The organism is Actinopolyspora mortivallis (assembly GCF_003001495.1).
Taxonomy (GTDB): Bacteria; Actinomycetota; Actinomycetes; order Mycobacteriales; family Pseudonocardiaceae; genus Actinopolyspora; species Actinopolyspora mortivallis_A.
The window spans coordinates 130,882-144,761 of record NZ_PVSR01000004.1 but is presented as its reverse complement, the minus strand read 5'-3'; the positions used below and the strand labels follow the sequence as shown (position 1 = coordinate 144,761).

Annotated in this window: 12 protein-coding genes; 4 read left to right on the top strand and 8 right to left on the bottom strand. The window is 69.1% G+C overall.

Annotated features, from left to right (window positions below; all coding sequences use genetic code 11):
- Positions 1-20 precede the first annotated feature (20 nt).
- Positions 21-1,451 carry an NADP-dependent phosphogluconate dehydrogenase gene (gene gndA, locus CEP50_RS05615; protein ID WP_106112847.1) on the bottom strand — a complete coding sequence of 477 codons (1,431 nt, stop codon included), beginning with the start codon at positions 1,449-1,451 and terminating at the stop codon, positions 21-23.
- A gap of 231 nt (positions 1,452-1,682) precedes the next feature.
- On the opposite strand from gndA, the gene lspA reads away from it, so the two are divergent.
- Both lspA and CEP50_RS05605 read left to right on the top strand, forming a co-directional pair.
- Positions 1,683-2,390, top strand: coding sequence for a signal peptidase II (gene lspA, locus CEP50_RS05610; protein ID WP_106112846.1), 708 nt, complete (start codon positions 1,683-1,685; stop codon positions 2,388-2,390).
- Complete coding sequence (locus tag CEP50_RS05605) at positions 2,383-3,312, top strand: RluA family pseudouridine synthase (RefSeq protein WP_181188227.1); 930 nt, start codon at positions 2,383-2,385, stop codon at positions 3,310-3,312. Before lspA ends, CEP50_RS05605 begins: the two co-directional genes overlap by 8 nt.
- A 33-nt stretch (positions 3,313-3,345) precedes the next feature.
- On the opposite strand, the gene CEP50_RS05600 is transcribed toward CEP50_RS05605, so the two are convergent.
- A complete protein-coding gene (locus CEP50_RS05600; RefSeq protein ID WP_106112845.1) occupies positions 3,346-4,362 on the bottom strand; it encodes an AsnC family protein in 1,017 nt (338 codons plus the stop codon).
- A 215-nt stretch (positions 4,363-4,577) separates the two neighbouring features.
- On the opposite strand from CEP50_RS05600, the gene CEP50_RS05595 reads away from it, so the two are divergent.
- A complete protein-coding gene (locus CEP50_RS05595; RefSeq protein WP_106112844.1) occupies positions 4,578-5,822 on the top strand; it encodes a cytochrome P450 family protein in 1,245 nt (414 codons plus the stop codon).
- A 69-nt stretch (positions 5,823-5,891) separates the two neighbouring features.
- On the opposite strand, the gene CEP50_RS05590 is transcribed toward CEP50_RS05595, so the two are convergent.
- Entirely contained in the window at positions 5,892-7,889 is a 1,998-nt protein-coding gene (locus CEP50_RS05590; protein WP_258174874.1) for a galactan 5-O-arabinofuranosyltransferase, read from the bottom strand.
- 126 nt (positions 7,890-8,015) lie between these two features.
- On the opposite strand from CEP50_RS05590, the gene CEP50_RS05585 reads away from it, so the two are divergent.
- Positions 8,016-8,609 carry a DUF2567 domain-containing protein gene (locus CEP50_RS05585; RefSeq protein ID WP_106112842.1) on the top strand — a complete coding sequence of 198 codons (594 nt, stop codon included), beginning with the start codon at positions 8,016-8,018 and terminating at the stop codon, positions 8,607-8,609.
- 55 nt (positions 8,610-8,664) lie between these two features.
- Here CEP50_RS05585 and CEP50_RS05580 read toward each other — a convergent pair whose 3' ends face one another.
- The 5 genes from CEP50_RS05580 to CEP50_RS05560 all read right to left on the bottom strand — a co-directional run bounded on the left by CEP50_RS05580 (position 8,665) and on the right by CEP50_RS05560 (position 13,860).
- Positions 8,665-10,221, bottom strand: coding sequence for an FAD-dependent oxidoreductase (locus CEP50_RS05580; RefSeq protein WP_106112841.1), 1,557 nt, complete (start codon positions 10,219-10,221; stop codon positions 8,665-8,667).
- A gap of 1 nt (position 10,222) precedes the next feature.
- Positions 10,223-11,140: an AurF N-oxygenase family protein gene (locus tag CEP50_RS05575; RefSeq protein ID WP_106112840.1), complete on the bottom strand. Its 918-nt coding sequence runs from the start codon at positions 11,138-11,140 to the stop codon at positions 10,223-10,225.
- A gap of 312 nt (positions 11,141-11,452) precedes the next feature.
- Positions 11,453-12,409 (bottom strand): hypothetical protein, encoded by a 957-nt coding sequence (locus tag CEP50_RS05570; protein ID WP_258174870.1) that lies wholly within the window; start codon positions 12,407-12,409, stop codon positions 11,453-11,455.
- Positions 12,410-12,470: 61 nt separating this feature from the next.
- On the bottom strand, positions 12,471-13,151 hold the full coding sequence (locus tag CEP50_RS05565; protein ID WP_106112838.1) for an LON peptidase substrate-binding domain-containing protein: 681 nt from the start codon (positions 13,149-13,151) through the stop codon (positions 12,471-12,473).
- Between the two features lie 58 nt (positions 13,152-13,209).
- Positions 13,210-13,860, bottom strand: a complete 651-nt coding sequence (locus CEP50_RS05560; protein ID WP_106112837.1) for an NUDIX hydrolase — start codon at positions 13,858-13,860, stop codon at positions 13,210-13,212.
- Positions 13,861-13,880: the final 20 nt, after the last annotated feature.

Sequence of the window (13,880 nt, the reverse complement as noted above, 5' to 3'; positions counted from 1 at the left end):
GGACACGCCCCCACGGGGTTTCACGCCTCGTGTTCGGACCGGTCACCGGCCCATTCGGTGTGGAACACGCCGTCGACGTCGGTGCGCCGGTAGGTGTGGGCGCCGAAGTAGTCCCGCTGTCCCTGCACCAGGGCGGCGGGCAGCCGTTCGGCGCGCAGGGTGTCGTAGTAGGCCAGTGCGGAGGAGATCCCCGGTGTGGGCAGCCCGAACTCCGCGGCCGTGGCCACTACCCGCCGCCAGGACTCCTGGGCCCCGGAGAGGGCCTGCCGGAAGTCCTCGTCGGCCAGCAGGCTGGCCAGTCCCGGGTTCTGTTCGTAGGCGGCGCGGATGCGGTCCAGGAACTTCGCCCGGATGATGCAGCCTCCGCGCCAGATCGCGGCCACCGAGGCCAGGTCGATCTCCCACCCGTAGGCGTGGCTTCCCGCGCGGATCTGGTCGAAGCCCTGGGCATAGGCGACGATCTTCGACGCGTACAGGGCCTGTTCCACGTCGGCGACGAACTGTTCCCTTTCGGGTGTCCGTGCGCCACGGGGGCCGGGCAGTCCGGAGCCCGCGGCGCGCAGTTCGGTGTTGCCGGACAGGGAGCGTGCGAACACCGCTTCGGCTATTCCGCTGACCGGGCTGGCCAGTTCCAGGGCGTTCTGCACCGTCCAGCGGCCCGTTCCCTTCTGCTCGGCCTGGTCCAGCACGACGTCCACGAACGGACGACCGGTTCGCTCGTCGGTGTGGTCGAGTACCTCGGCAGTGATCCCGATCAGGTAAGAGTTCAGTCTCCCCCGGTCGAAGGAACGGAACGTTTCGGCGCTCTGTGCCGGAGTGTGTCCCAGCACCCCGCGCAGCAGGTCGTAGGTCTCGGCGATGAGCTGCATGTCGGCGTACTCGATCCCGTTGTGGACCATCTTGACGAAGTGCCCCGCCCCGTCGGGGCCCACGTGTGTGACGCAGGGGGTGCCCTCCACGTCGGCCGCGATCGAGCGCAGCGTGGGCTCCAGGTCCCGGTAGGCGCTGGAGGCCCCTCCCGGCATGATGCTCGGTCCGTGCAGCGCCCCCTCCTCACCACCGGAGACCCCGGCTCCGACGAACCGCACTCCCCGTTCGGCCAGCTCGGCCTCCCGGCGGCGGGTGTCCTCGAAGTTGGCGTTGCCCGCGTCGACGACGATGTCCTGCTCGTCCAGCAGGGGGACGAGTTCCTCCAGCACCGCGTCCGTGGGACCTCCGGCCTTGACCATCACCACGACACGTCGGGGGCGTTCCAGGGAGTCCACCAGTTCCCGCAGCGAGTAGCTCGGCACGAACTCCCCCTCCGAGCCGAACAGTTCCAGCAGCTCGTCGGTCCGTTCCCGGTGCCTGTTGTGCACCGCCACCCGGTGACCGTTGCGTGCGAGGTTGCGGGCCAGGTTGCGGCCCATGACCGCCAGGCCGGTTACCCCGATGTGGGCCTTGTCGCTCATGTGTGCTCCGTTCGTTCCCGATCCGGTGAGCCGGAGAGTTCCGTTCCGGTCAACATCGTCGACCGGGTGAGGTGTTCCCCCGGATTGCCTAGCTCATGTCGGTGCGGTGCGCAGTGTGGGTGTTCGCGCCACCGCCTCAGTCCGACGGAACGGCACCGGGACACAGCGCCGGTCGTGGGAGGGACGCATCCTGCTGGGCGCGGGCATCCGTCGGTCGGGGACAATGGGGCCGTGAGCGAGAAGCACCGCCAGGCCGGCCCGGGAGCCGGGGACGGAAAGCAGCACGTGTCGGTGGCCTCCCGGCAGGGGCCCCGCTGGGGTCTGCTGGGGCTGTTGTTCGGGATCGCGGCCGTGATGCTCGTGCTGGACGTGCTGACCAAGTCGTTGGCGGTGGCCCGGCTGGAGGGCGAACCTCCGGTCAAGCTGCTCGGCGGGGCGCTGTACCTGGTGCTGTACCGTAACCCGGGGGCGGCGTTCAGTATCGCCACCGGTCATACCTGGGTGCTGGCTCTGCTGGCCATAGCCATCGTCGGAGCCATCGTCTGGTTCGCGCCGAAACTGCGCTCCCGGGCGTGGGCCGTCGGCCTCGGTCTCGTGCTCGGTGGGGCCGTCGGGAACCTGGTCGACCGGATCTTCCGGGATCCGGCTCCGCTGCACGGCCACGTGATCGACTTCCTGTCGGTCTTCGCTCCGGACGGCAGTGTGTGGCCGGTGTTCAACCTGGCCGACTCGGCGATCGTCTGCGGTGGCGTGCTCATCGTGCTGCTCGCGCTGCTCGGCCGGGACTACGACGGAACCGTGCAGCGGGGAGGAAGCCGGGGAACGGGGAGACGGGCCCGTGGTGGTCCCACCTCGGAACGAGGGGGTGGACACGCAGAACGGGACCGTTCCGACAGTGCTGATCCGGAACGCGGTAGCGACGAGGGGAAACGTGACTGATCTGCGAACACTTCCGGTCCCGGACGGTCTGGACGGCATGCGGGTCGACGCGGGACTGGCCCGGCTGCTGGGATTGTCCCGGAGCGCGGTCGCGGCGCTCGCGGAGTCCGGTGACGTGGAGCTGGACGGTTCTCCGGCGGGCAAGTCGGACCGCCTGTTGGCCGGGTCCTGGCTGGAGGTGCGGCTTCCCGGGCAGGAGGAGCCCGAGGCTCCCCCGGTGCCGGTCGACGGTCTGACCGTGGTGCACGAGGACGAGGACCTCGTGGTGGTCAACAAGCCCGTCGGCGTGGCCGTGCACCCCAGCCCCGGATGGGAGGGCCCGACCGTGCTGGGCGGGCTGGCCGCCGCCGGGATCAACCTGGCCGAGTCGGGGCCCCCGGAACGACGGGGCGTGGTTCACCGGCTGGACGTCGGAACCACCGGTGTCATGGTGCTCGCCAAGTCGGAGCACGCGTACTCGGTGCTGAAACGCGCCTTCCGGGAACGGACCGTGGACAAGCACTACCACGCCCTGGTTCAGGGACACCCGGACCCGAGCAAGGGGACGATCGACGCCCCCATCGACCGCCACCCGCGTCACGACCACAAGTTCGCGGTGGTCTCGGAGGGCAAACCCAGTGTCACGCACTACGAGATCGTCGAGGCGTTCCGCGCCGCCTCGCTGGTGGACGTGAAGCTGGAAACGGGCCGCACCCATCAGATCAGGGTGCACTTCTCCGCGGTGCGCCATCCCTGTGTCGGAGATCTGACCTACGGGGCCGATCCGACACTGGCACGGCACCTCGGAATCACCCGTCAGTGGCTACACGCCTACTCCCTGGTCTTCGACCACCCCGCCGACGGCCGCCGCGTCACCTTCGACAGCGAGTACCCCCCCGACCTGCAGCACGCTCTGGACGTGCTGCGTGCCCAGGACCACTGAGTTCCTCCGGGCGAACCGCGTCCAGCGGGGGACTCACGAGTCCGTGATGTCCCAGACCAGGGAATGGGGGCCCGGATCGGGTGTGGGAGACCACTCGACGGTGCTCAGCTCGGTTTCCTCCGGGAGGACGAAGACGGTGTGCCCCCCTCCCGTTTCCCCGGGCGAGACCGTGGGACTGTGCGGTGGTCGGGAGGACATCGACACCGAGGACTTGGAAACGGTCGTTCCCTCCGTGGTCACCAGGACCAGATGCCGGTCCGGTGGGGTCGTGAAGGCCGTGGAGCCACGGTTGGTCAGCTCGGTGTGCACCACCACCGCCCGCTGTCCCTCGGAGAGCTGGTGCCCCGCCGCGCTGAGCAGGAAGTCCGCCGGGTCCACCACCTCGACCAGCAGCACGGAGACCGGTTCCCCGTTGGGGCCCACACCGTCCAGTTTGGTTCCGACCTTGCCCGAGCGTGGAACCGGTGGTCGCGGCGGTGCCCCGCTCTGGGCAGCGTGCGTGGCTCTGGTCCAGTTCCCGGAGGCGGGCGGACCCCATCCGGCAGGGGCGCCCTGGGAGGGTGGAGCGGAGTAGCCGCGGGGTGGGGTGCTGGGACGGTGCGGAGGCGGTCCGGCGGCGGTGGGCTGCTGTGGTGGTCCCTGCGGATGGACCGGAGCCGGGTGTGGACCGCTCTGCGGGGGATAGGGGCCGCTCGCGCCTCCGTACACCGGGTGCGCACCGCTGTGCGGGCCGGAGGGCTGGTTCGGTTGCCCCGCCTGGGGGGCGGGAGGAGGAACCGGATAACCCCCGCTCGGGGGATTCTGTGTCTGCGGGGGAGCGTACTGCGGTCCTGCGGGGGCTCCTACTGCGGCCAACGCGTTACGAATTCCGTTCGGATCACATTCCACGCCGACCACGAGCGGAAGCCCGCTGGTGGACAGTGCCGCCAGACGGGCCGCCACCTCGCGCACGTCCATGCCCAGATGAGCGGCGAGTTCGGGGATGGCGGCGCGTCCTGTCTCGGCGACGGCGTTCAGCAGGTGTATGTCCACGGGATCCGGTGCAGCCACATCAGGCCACGCTACCCGCCGGTGGAACGGGGGTGTCCCCGTGGTGCCCGCTCCGGATCGGAAACAGTGAGGTCGCTGCGGGGCACCGTCTGGCGGATCGCCGAACATGAGGTCCTTTCGGGGGAAACATCTCCCGAATCCGCTGATCGCGGGATGACAAGATCGCGGTAAACGGTGTCAACTGAGGACGGCATCGTGTTCGTCTGGAGGGCTTCATGACCGCGTCGCAACAGTGCCCGCACACCGCTCCGTCCGTTCTGGACGACGAGTTCCTGCAGGACCCCTACGTGCACTACGCCCGGATGCGGGAGAACGACCCCACCCGCCGGGTGAAGACGGTGACGGGGATGCCGGTGTGGTTGGTCACCCGCTACGCGGACGCCAAGGCCGCTCTCACCGACCAGCGGTTGCGCAAGGACTACCGCGAGATCCGCCGGGTGATGGACAACAAGGCGGCCGAGGAAGGGGCCGAGCACCCGGACATCGGGGACGCGGTGCAGGCCCACATGCTGAACATGGATCCTCCGGACCACACGCGCCTGCGCAAACTGGTGGTCAAGGCGTTCACCGCACGCAGGGTGGAGGCGTTGCGTCCCCGGGTGGAGGAGATCACCCGCGAGCTGCTCGACGACATGGCCGCGCGGGCTGCCGAGGGAGAGACCGAGATCGACCTGCTGGACGCCTTCGCCTTCCCGCTTCCCATCCGGGTGATCTGCGAGCTGCTCGGCGTTCCGGAGGACCGCAGGGACGACTTCCGTACCTGGTCCAACAACGTGGTGTCGGGCAAGGACCCGCGCGCCGCCGAACACGCCGCCGCGGCCATGGCCGAGTACCTGCTCGAACTGATCGAGACCAAACGCACACATCCGGGTGAGGACCTGCTGACCGGCCTGATCGAGTCCAGTGAGGACTCCGATCGCCTCCAGGGCAACGAGCTCGTCGCCATGGTTTTCCTGCTGCTGGTTGCCGGGCACGAGACGACGGTCAACCTGATCGGCAACGGCACGCTCGCCCTGCTGGACTCCCCCGATCAGCACGAGAAACTGCGCACCGAACCGGAACGGGCCGCGAAGGTGGTCGAGGAGGCCCTTCGGTTCGACGGCCCCGTGAACCTGGCGACGCTGCGTTTCACGAGCGAACCGGTGACGGTGGGGGAGGTCGAGATCCCCGAGGGGGAACTGGTGCTGGTCTCCCTGGCCTCGGCGAACAGGGACGAGGACAGGTTCCCCGACGCGCAACGTTTCGACCAGGACCGCGCGACCGGTGGACACCTCGCCTTCGGGCACGGTATCCACTTCTGTGTGGGCGCGCCGCTCGCCCGCCTGGAAGGGGAGATCGCGCTGCGCCAGTTGAGCGAGCGTTTCCCGAACATGACCCTGGCCGTTCCTCGGGAGGAACTGCGCTACCGGTTCAGCACACTCATGCGCGGTCTGGAGCGTCTTCCGGTGACACCGGCCTGAGAGGGGACGTGCGAGTTCCGCGTGGCCTCCGCTCCGGGACGTCGGCCACCGCCGGTTCGCGAGCCCCCGTCACCGGCGTGCGATCACGGTGTAGGGCCCCACACTGCGGGTGACGAACGCGGGGTCCCGGAACAGCTCGGCGTCGAACAACACCGGGTAGTTGTGCACGTTCGGCTGACGGGGGAAGGCGTCGGCCTTCAGCGTCAGGGACAGCTTGCCCTCGGGGGGATTGACCTTCTCGGCGTCGTCGAGGACCTGCGGGACGTACACCTCCTCCGAGTCCGAGTGGTGCCGCACGACGAACACCTCGGGTGCGGTGAACTCGGTGTCGTCGAGCATGCGGAGCAGCTCCTGGCTGCTCGTGGCGTTCGACCAGCGCCTGATCGTGGCCGCGCGGTGCTCGTACTCCGCCAGGGGGTTGGCGTAGTGCGGGGTTTCCTGCTGGAAACCCCAGTACGGGTGGTAGGGCAGCAGGTCGTAGTTCGTGGTGAGCAGCACGGTGTCCCGAGGAGGCTCGTCCGTGAGGCCGGTGATCGTCGAGTTCAGCTCGTCCAGCCAGGCCCCGGGATCGTCCGGGTCGCTCTCGTCCAGCGCGGTTCTGCCGTTGGGGTAGTAGTCGTTGTAGGCGGACTCCGTCTCGGCCGCCAGCCCCACCCGGAGTTCGTGCTGGAACACGCCCAGTGAGCCCGTGATCCCGATGATCACGGCGAACACGGTCAGCCGCAGCCCGTACCAGGCGGAGAGTTTCCGGCGCAGCCAACCGAGCAGTTCCACCAGCCCCAGAGCTCCCGAGACCGCCAGCGCGCTCTCCAGCACCACCCTGAGCCGGAAGGCCAGCAGGGTGGTCTCGGCCAGCAGGGCCAGTGTGGACAGCCCGAACCAGATGTAGACGCCTCCCACCACGGTGAGCAGGGCCGGAGCGACGTGGCTGGTGGTGGACCGGACGATCAGCCACACCAAGCCGCTCAGGCACAGCAGGCCGAAAGCACCCACGTTCGTGAACGGAAGGGGCAGGAAGGCGCTGGACGCCGGCAGGTAGTGTTGTGCGGCGCTGCGTTCGAACAGCCCCCCGGCGAGCAGGAAGGGCAGCCACACGATCAGCGCCAACAGCCCGCTGGTGATCCCGATCGGAACCAGCCGCAGGAACAGCTCCCACGCCGTCCTGCCGATCGCGGCGCCGTTGCGGACCCGCAGGATCCCCACGACCACGGCGAGACCGACGATCAGCAACACGCTGAATCCGAAGTGCAGGGTGTAGGTGACCGCCGCGAACCCGGTGAACACCCCGATGCCGATCAGTGTGGGCAGCGGAGTCCGGCCCGGGCGGCGCAGGGCGTACCAGGCCAGCACGATGATCGGGGGCAACCAGGCGGCCGACGGCCAGGCGTAGGGTTCGAGCAGTCCGTGGCGTGTTCCCGCGAGGACGGTGACCAGCGCCGCGAGCAGGGCCAGCCGCCGTGACAGCACCAGGCTCCACAGGGTGAAGGCGACCACGGCGGTCACCGAGAACCAGAGCACGGCGTAGGGCTTGTAGGCGGCCCAGCCCTCCCACCCGATCAGCTCGGCGAAACGGCCGCCCAACCAGAACCATCCGGACGGGTAGTACGGGGGGATGCCCAGGTAGTTCATGTCGGCGGGCAGCGCGTGCTCGGCCATGCGGGTCAGATACTGCATACGGAAGGCGTTGTCCCCGCTGGAACCCCCGTAGTAGAACCGTGTTCCCTGTAGGGGCAGGGCGAGCAGCAGGGTGCTCAGCGTGGCCAGTACCGCCCAGACACCGCCGAGACGCACCCACTCCGCACGCGGTAGCCGTCCGGGAAGGACCACGGCGCCGAAAACGAGCACGAGCAGCCCCGTGGTGCTCAGCACGGCCAGGGCGTCGGGGCCGTGGCTCGGTTCGATGATGCCGATGTGAGCGACCACGAACTGGAGGGCGAGACTCAGGGCGGCAGCCGTGGTCGCCCCGAGCAGGAGCTCGGCGACCGTCCGTCCGGCCGGTACTCTCGGCGCGGAGCGGGGACGTTCGCTCGGGGCGGGGGCCGGTCCGGTCGGCGTGGGATCTGGCAAGGCGTCCGCCACTTTCCTGGTCCGGGAGTTCGGATATGACTGTGCACGAAGAATAATCGACATACGAACGGGCCCTCGCGGACCCGCGAGCAACGGGGGCCGGACGCAGGTGTGTGAGGAGGACTCGTGGGATCGGTCGACGTGCCGGGGGGAGAGCCCGCTTTCGGTCGGAGTGATCCGGAACCGGAGGAGGACGAACCACGGAGGAAACCTCGTGTGGTGGTCAGGGCGGATCTGCTTCCGGGGCTGAGCGTGTTCTCACTGCTCGCGCTGCTCGGACTTCCACTGGGCTGGGTCTGGTCGAGACTGGCGCCCGCCCAGGAGAGCGTCATGACCGCGGACGGCGAGCTCGTGCCCGTGCTGGTGGAGAGTTACCACGAGTTCGACGGTCTGGCGATCTTCCTGCTGCTCGGCCTCTCGGCCGGGGTGCTGGTGGCCGCGGCGCTGTGGTTGTTGCGCGGCAGGCGTGGGCCGGTGCTGTTACTGGCGGCGGTGCTGGGCTCGGTGCTGGCGGGATGGCTCGGCACCCGCGTCGGCACCTCGCTCGCGGCGGGGATGTACCCGCTGCCGGAACGGATGGAGGCGGGGGACCTGGTCGAGGTGGCCCCTCGGATCGACACCCCGGCGGCTCTGGTGACCCAGCCGTTGGCCGTGGCGCTGGTGTACGGCCTGCTCGCCTCCTGGAACGGGCTGGACGACCTCGGCAGACGCCGTGGCTGAGGACCTCCGTCCACCCGGCCGGCGCACACCGAGGGGTGCTCCGGCCGGGTGGGGGTCATCTGCTGCGTTCGAGCGTTCGCGACAGACGTCCGCCCAGTCGGCCGGCCAGCTCGACCAGCTTCGAGCGAGGTCGTTCCCCGGCGGGGAGTCTGCCCGCGACCACGTCCTCGATCAGGCTGCCGACCGTCTCCTTGGCGCAGCTCCGGTTCGCCCCGATTCCCCCGGAGGGGCCGCGTTTGATCCAGCCCACGACATAGGTCCCCGGCCTGTCCCACACGCGTCCCGCGGTGTGGGGGACGGTGCCGGTTCGTTCGTCGAAGGGGAGCCCGGCGACCGGTCGGCCCCGGTGGCCGATCGCCCGTACGACCAGTCCCGTGGGAATGTCGACGCTTCCGGAGTGTCCGGTCACTCGCACCCCCCGGACCCGGGTCTCGCCGAGGAACTCCTCGGGGGAGGAGTGGAACCTCAGGACGATGCGTGTCCGCCCGTGTGCCGGTGCCGCGTTCCAGTCGACGGTTTCCTGGGTGAGCCCGCGCAGCAGTCCCGCCTTGCTGTTGGCGGGGGCGGCGTCGACGGTGCGTGCGATGTCCGGGTCGTGGGTGTCCACGACCAGCTCGACATCCTCCCGTTGGACGAGGGCCAGCAGCTCGGGCCTGGTGTAGGCGGCCTTGTCCGGACCGCGTCTGCCGAGCAGCACCACCTCGCGGATCCCGCTGGAACGGAGTTCGCGCAGGGCCCTCCGCGAGATCTCGGTGTGCTCCAACTCGTCCGGGTCGGTGGTCAGGATGCGGGCCACGTCCAGGGCCACGTTGCCGTTGCCCACCAGCACGGCACGTTCGGCCGAGAGGTCGATCGTCGCGTCCGCGACGTCCGGGTGCCCGTTGTACCAGGCCACCGTGGTGGTGGCCGGCACGCTTCCCGGGAGTTGCTCACCGGGGACGTCGAGAGTGCGTGCCGCCGAGGCGCCGACCGCGTAGATCACCGCGTCGTACTCGGCGGCCAGCTCCTCTGTGGTGATGTCCCTGCCGACCTCGACCCCCAACCGCATCTCGACCCTCGGGTGGGTGTGGAACCGGGCGAAGGTTTCGCCGATCTTGCGGGTGGAGGGGTGGTCCGGAGCCACCCCGTAGCGCACCAGACCGCCGGCTGTGGACAGGCGGTCGATGAGTGTGACGCGGCAGTTCGTGTGCAGCAACAGGTCCTCGACCGCGTACATGCCCGCCGGGCCGGTGCCGACCACGGCGACGTCCAGCGCCGGGAAGTCGCTGGGAATGGTGCGGTCGAACACCGGCGGTCCCCACGCGTGGAAGTTCGGTGAGTGCTCCTCGCCGGTGGAGGCGACGGGCTCGGAGTCCCGGGTTTCGGCGTAGTAGTCGGCGTTGACCTGCGCGTACGCCCGCATCGGACCCGTGAGGGCGTCCACCGGGAAGATCGCGTCGACCGGGCAGGCGTCCGCACAGGCACCGCAGTCGATGCAACTGGCGGGGTCGACGTAGAGCATCTCGGTTCTGCCGAAGTCCGGTTCGTCCGGAGTCGGATGGATGCAGTTGACCGGACACGCCGCCACGCAGGAGGCGTCGGTGCAGCAGGTTTGTGTGATCGCGTAGGCCATGTCAGATCAGATTCGCGCGCTTGTAGATCCAGGTCGACGCCTTGGTGAGCAGGCCCGCCGAACTCAGGAACTCCATCAGACCCGAGCAGCTGGAGCGCATCAGGGACTTGTGGTGCTGGTTCGCCTTGGCCTCGCGGACTGCCCGTTTGACGTCCAGCCCGGCCTTCTCGTAGACCTTCTTGTTCACCATGCTGGTGACGATGAAGTAGGAGGCCACGGCCACGACGAACGCGTTGATCTGTTTGCGCAGCCAGCCCGCCTTCTCCAGTCGCTCCTTGGTCTCCTGGCGGGCGAACTTCATGTGGCGGGACTCCTCGACCACGTGGATGTTGTTGACCGTGCGGACGAAGGGCACCACACGCTCGTCCCGCATCCAGTCCCGCTGCATGACGTCCAGGACCTCCTCGGCCACCAGGATCGCGGCGTAGGCGGCCTCGCCGAAGGCCAGTGCCTTGAACACGCGGCCCAGTTCGACCACTCCCCGGGGCGGCCGGTAGGCGGGGGCGCGGAGTTTCGCCGCCCCGCGCGCGAACATGATCGAGTGCCGGCACTCGTCGGCGATCTCGGTCAGCGCCCACTGGAAGGCCGGGTCGGTCGGGTCCTTGGCGTAGAAGTCCCGCAGCACCATCTGCTGCAGGATCATCTCGAACCAGATTCCCGTGCTCGCCACCGACGCGGCCTCCTGCCGGGTCAGCTCGCGTTGCTGCTCGGGAGTCATCTCCTTCCAGTACGCGGTGCCGTACAGGGTGCTCCACTCGGGGCTGGTGCCGTGGTAGTTCGTGTCCAGCGGGGTGTCCCAGTCGACTTCCTGGGCCGGGTCGTAGGACAGCGTTTCCGAGGACTCCAGCAACCTGCGGGCCACGTCGTCGCGGTCGGGGGTGCCGGAGGGAGTTCCGTTCTCGGTGATGCTGCTGGTCATGGCTGCTCCCTGATGGGCTGACGATGACGGTCTGGTGTTACCGACATTTAGGGGTTACTGAAGGTAACACTTACTTGCTCGCCACGACGAGATCCCAATCACTGTGATATGAATCACGAAAATTGATGATTTCGGGTGAGAGGGGAACTCGTTCCCGAAGGGAGGGGCCGAGAGAGGCGGGAAACGGGACGAGGTCTGGGCGGAACAACCGCCTCGCGGACCTCACGAGGGCGAACGGGGGCAGGTCGGGTGACCGAGCCCGTTTCCGGGCCGTGTGGGACCGGCGCCGGCCGCCGCGGCGGCCGGCGCCGGTCAGATCAGCCGCAACGACTCGAGCGAGCGGTCGATCTCCTCGGGGGAGACGCTTGCCACCGTCTCCTGGTCGGCGATGCCCACCAGAGCGACACTTCCCCGGTCGGTGGAGACCGTCACCACGCCGATGTAGGTGGAAGGTGCCCCGCACGGGCCCACGGACTCGGGGACGACCGTGCCGGACAGGAAGCTCCCCGTGATCGCTCCCCCGTCCAGCTCGACCGGGCGCGGATCGTCCAGTTCGGTCTTCGGGGGTGCTCCCTCCGGAGTGGTCCAACCGAGTTCGGCGATCCGGCGCAGCACGTGCTCCGCCGCCGAGGCGGAGTCGGACTTCTCGACGGAGGTCAGCCCCACTATGGCCCGGTACGAGGTGGAGGCCTGTGAACAGAACCCGTCCAAGAAGGTCGAGTAGTTGGTCAGTGCCATCCGCCGGCCGGACTCGGTCTCGAAGCCGGTGATCCCCTCGTGGTCGGTCTCCCAGAGCGGTGGGACGTCGTAGGCGATCCCGGCGTCGCGGACGGCAACCGCCTGCCACCCCGGTTCCAGGGGGGAGACCGGAGTGCTCGGAGCGGCACTCGCCGAGGTCGCCGCTGCTCCCGCGCCGCCCACCGTGGAGCCGTCCCAGGGTTTGACCAGCACCAGGGTGGTGACGATGGTGATGACGCTGGCCACGGCGGTGGAGGCCACCGCGATGGTGGGACCGTACCTGCGCAGCAGCGACTCCCGGCCAGCGCCGGCGCCCGCAGAGCCGGAGGTCTGGGGGTCGGAGGGAAAGCGTCCCGAGGTTCCGGGATCGGCGGAATACGGTCCGGACCGCCCCGTCCCGCTCCGGGGCGGGACGGGGTGCTGGGGTTGACCTCCCTCGTGGGAAAGCGGTTGCCCACTCAGTGGGTCGTAGTAGTGCCGTCCCGAGCTGTCCGTCCCGTGCCAGTTGTTCGACCCACCAGGTAACGACATGGTTCGTGATCCTAGCGAGCACCCGGCGGACGCCGTGCGGCGATCCGCGTGGTCGCGCCGGTCAGTTGATCCCGGCCTGCTCGGCGAACTCGGACAACTGGGCGGGAACGGCGCGGAGCCTGCGCACGAACTCGGTCTCCCTGGTGAGCAGCGCACGGACCAGCCGCAGTCGCGCGAGCGGATCGGTCTCGGCCAGCAGGTCCTGGCGGTCCTCGGTGGCCAGTACGCAGCTTTCGGCCAGCCCGTAGGCGAGTGCGGAGGCGTCCGTGTTCTCGGGTGGTGTGGTGCTGCCCTCCACTCGCAGTCCCGTGGCCAGGTAGCGCTCGTGCGCGGCGCGTGCCGAGGCGGCCAAGCGTTCCCCGAGCCGTTCGGTCTCCGGGTCGGGCTCGGTGTCGGGCAGCCACTCCACACGCGCCATCGGGTACGGTGCCGCCTCGGTGTCCAGCTGCAACAGTCTGAAGCGTTGTTCGCCGGTGCTGGTGGTGTCGTAGCGGCCCTCGGGAAGCTGCTGCACTTCGCCCATGCGGGCCGAACACCCTACTTCGTACATCGCGTCGACGTTGTTCTCGCCGACCTCCCAGCCCTGGCGGATCCCGACCACGCCGAAACGACGGTCCGGGACCACTTCGTTGACCAGGTCCTGTACGAGTCGGCGGTACCGTGCCTCGAAGATGTGCAGCGACAGCGAGCCGCCGGGGAACAGCACGCTTCCCAGCGGGAACAGTGGGAGAGTCTCGGTCACTCCTCCAACCTACGTGCCCCGCCGCCGCACTGACCAACCGCGCGGCGGCGGGACGGAGTCAGCTGGGTGGACGCAGCACGGCGAAGGCGTCGGTGATCTGCAGATCACGCGAGGTGAAGCGGAACAGCGCCGGGGGACGTCCTCCCGAGGGGCCGGAGGACACCGTTTCCCCGGTGGCTTCCAGCGCGCCGCGCCGGGAGAGCACCCGTTGCAGGTTCGTGGCCGAGACCCGGTATCCCAGCGCCGCCGAGTAGATGTCGCGGAGCTCGGCCACGGTGAATCTCGGTGGGGCCAGGGCGAACCCGATGTTGGTGTAGGAGAGCTTCGCCCGCAGCCGTTCCCGGGCGGTCAGCAGGATCTCCTCGTGGTCGAAGGCCGTGGCCGGAAGGCTCTCCACCGGGTGCCAGGCCGTGTCCTCCGGAAGGGTCGGGTCGGCGTCGCAGGGGATGAGTCCGAGGAAAGCGGTGGCCACCACACGTTTTCCCGGTACGCGTTCGGGGGCGCTGAACACCGAGAGCTGTTCGACGTGGGTGAGTTCGCGCACGTCGACCTTCTCCGCCAGCTGCCTGCGGATGGAGCGCTCCACCGTTTCGCCGGGGCCGAGCCTGCCTCCGGGCAGGGACCAGCGGTGCGTGTGCGGAGGTCTGGCGCGTTGCCAGAGCAGTGCCTGCAGGGCTCTGTCCCGGATCCGCAGGACACCGGCGAGCACCGCGTGCTCGACGGGTGAGT

Excerpts from the sequence above, each read along its gene's own strand:
- gndA (WP_106112847.1), bottom strand. The coding sequence starts at position 1,451 with ATGAGCGACAAGGCCCACATCGGGGTAACCGGCCTGGCGGTCATGGGC.
- CEP50_RS05595 (WP_106112844.1), top strand. The coding sequence starts at position 4,578 with ATGACCGCGTCGCAACAGTGCCCGCACACCGCTCCGTCCGTTCTGGAC.
- CEP50_RS05580 (WP_106112841.1), bottom strand. The coding sequence starts at position 10,221 with ATGGCCTACGCGATCACACAAACCTGCTGCACCGACGCCTCCTGCGTG.
- CEP50_RS05575 (WP_106112840.1), bottom strand. The coding sequence starts at position 11,140 with ATGACCAGCAGCATCACCGAGAACGGAACTCCCTCCGGCACCCCCGAC.
- CEP50_RS05570 (WP_258174870.1), bottom strand. The coding sequence starts at position 12,409 with ATGTCGTTACCTGGTGGGTCGAACAACTGGCACGGGACGGACAGCTCG.